Source organism: Streptomyces sp. NPDC001393 (genome assembly GCF_053597455.1).
Window position 1 is genome coordinate 1 of sequence record NZ_JBSFIH010000154.1, and the last position, 1,579, is coordinate 1,579.

2 protein-coding genes and 1 pseudogene are annotated in these 1,579 nt (G+C 67.9%); all 3 read right to left on the reverse strand.

Annotation, left to right across the window (positions count from 1 at the left end; translation table 11 throughout):
* Positions 1-143, reverse strand: a pseudogene (locus ACWC2T_RS45995) (IS110 family transposase); the annotation flags it as partial.
* A gap of 39 nt (positions 144-182) precedes the next feature.
* A protein-coding gene (locus tag ACWC2T_RS46000; RefSeq protein WP_450676240.1) for an IS3 family transposase occupies positions 183-1,414 on the reverse strand; the annotation gives its coding sequence in 2 pieces (ribosomal slippage) (positions 183-1,093 and positions 1,093-1,414; 1,233 coding nt in all).
* The coding region (locus tag ACWC2T_RS46005; RefSeq protein ID WP_450676241.1) for a hypothetical protein at positions 1,389-1,579 on the reverse strand (191 nt) is incomplete at its 5' end. The genes ACWC2T_RS46005 and ACWC2T_RS46000, both read right to left, overlap by 26 nt.

The following is a 1,579-nucleotide window of genomic DNA, read 5'->3' on the forward strand; positions in this document are numbered from 1 at the left end:
CGGAACGGGGCGAGTTGGCGGGTGATCTCTTCGCTCAGCCGGGTCTCGGTCGCGGTGACTGCGTCGATGCGGTCGAGCATCGTGCGGGCCAAGAATGCGTGATGGTCGGTGAAGCGGCCGGTCAGCGCCTGGGCCAGGGTCTCGGGGCCTTGTCCCCGAGGAGTGGACACCTGTTCGTGTCGTTATGCGGCAAGTGTCAGGGTAGCTGACTGCTGTTCGTAGGGGATCGGTGCCTGCTGTCCGTTCGCCGAGTGCCGTCGGCGGGTGTTGTAGCGGGTGGTCCAGCGGAAGACCGCCAGGCGGCAGGCGCGGGCCCCGTTGAAGCAGCGTGCGCCACGGAGCGTCTCGCGTTTGAGGGCTGCGTTGAACGATTCGGCGAGTGCGTTGTCCGCGCTCGTGCCGACTGCGCCCATGGACTGCCTAACCCCCAACTCGGCGCAGACACCAGCGAATTCACGAGAGGTGTACTGCGCCCCGTGATCACTGTGGAACACGGCGCCGGCCAGGCTGACCCGGGTCGCGGCGGCCGCCTTGAGCGCGTCGGTGACCAGCGAGGTGCGCATGTGGTCGGCGATCGACCAGCCCACCAGCCGCCGCGAGAAGCAGTCGATCACCGTCGCCAGATACAGGAACTCGCCGTCACCCACCGGCAGGTAGGTGATGTCGCCGACATACTTCGTGTTCGGCTCACTTGCGGTGAAGTCGCGCCGGAACAGGTCCGGCACCGGTGCGGCGGACGGCTCGGGCACGGTGGTGACCTGGCGCTTGCGCAGCCGCAGCCCGGCGATGCCGAACTTCCGCATGACCCGTCCGACCCGCTTGTGATTCACGCGCTCACCGTCGTCGCGGAGCTCGGCGGTGATGCGAGGCCGACCGTAGGTGCCGTCCCACTCGGCATGCACGGCCCTGATTCGCCCGGCAAGCGCCGCGTCCGCCCGCTCACGTGCGGTGCGGGCCGCACGGCCGGCCCGCCACTTGTAGAAGCTGGACCGGGCGACCTCCAGCACAGCACACAACCGCTTCACGCCCCAGGCGCGGTGGTGGTCCTCAATGAACTGGCAGCGGTTCACCAGGTCATCTCTTGTGCGAAAAACTTCGTCGCCTTGCGCAGGATGTCCCGTTCGGTGGCCAGCTTCTGGTTCTCCTTGCGCACGGCCTTCACTTCCGCGCGCAGGGCCGCAATCTCGGCCTCCAGTTCCTGCCTCGTAGCCTCGCTCACCGGGACATCCTTCGTGTTCGTGCTCGCCGTGCCGCCCTCACCTCGGCGGACCCGCTCGGCCCGCACCCAGTTGCGCAGCGTCTCCCGGCTGATCCCCAGGTCCTTGCCGATGCCCTCGAAGGTATGGCTCGGGTCCGACAGGTACAGCGCGACCGCGTCAGCCTTGAACTCAGGCGAGTAGACCTTCATCACCATAAAAGATGCCTCCTACCCGGCCCCCACCGGGGCCGGGATCAGAGGTGTCCACCACTCGGGGACAGGTCCCCTCGCGCTTGGCTCGCATGCTGGCCTTGGCCATCTCCGCCAGCACCCGCGGATCACGCTCTCCTGCGATCAGTGCCTCCAGCATGGCGCGGGCGG